The sequence below is a fragment of the Enterobacter sp. EC_50 genome (genome assembly GCF_019584525.1).
Lineage (GTDB): Bacteria > Pseudomonadota > Gammaproteobacteria > Enterobacterales > Enterobacteriaceae > Enterobacter > Enterobacter roggenkampii.
Map to the genome: position 1 here is coordinate 1 of NZ_VDAF01000082.1, position 500 is coordinate 500.

Here is a 500-nt window from a genome sequence, read left to right on the forward strand (position 1 = left end):
CACAGTCAAACTTGCTGCATTAAAAAAACATAAAAGCCAGGAACGACGTGATTATATGCGTCATGATCGCCTGCGTGCAGTTGCACAATTTCGCGGGCAACAGGTCAATAGCGATCTGGGTGAAGGCTTTGTAATTCATAAAATGATTCTTTGAGCAAATTGCATGAAAACCTGGATATTTATCTGTATGTCCATAGCAATGTTGCTATGGTTTTTAAGTACGCTAAGACGTAAACCCAGTCAAAAGAAAGGCTGTATTGACGCCATTATACCTGCGTATAACGAAGGCCCGTGTCTGGCGCAGTCACTGGATAATCTACTGCGTAACCCTTATTTTTGCCGGGTAATTTGCGTTAACGACGGCTCCACGGACAATACCGAAGCGGTCATGGCGGAAGTCAAACGCAAATGGGGCGACCGCTTTGTTGCCGTCACGCAAAAAAATACCGGTAAAGGTGGTGCGCTGATGAATGGCCTCAATTATGCCACCTGCGACCAGG

The 500-nt window shown here is 46.0% G+C and carries 1 protein-coding gene and 1 pseudogene; both read left to right on the top strand.

Going from position 1 to position 500, the window contains the following annotated elements; genetic code table 11:
• Positions 1-154, top strand: a pseudogene (locus tag FHC48_RS23055) (PIG-L family deacetylase); the annotation flags it as partial.
• A 9-nt stretch (positions 155-163) separates the two neighbouring features.
• The coding region (locus FHC48_RS23060) for a glycosyltransferase family 2 protein (RefSeq protein ID WP_220420639.1) at positions 164-500 on the top strand (337 nt) is incomplete at its 3' end.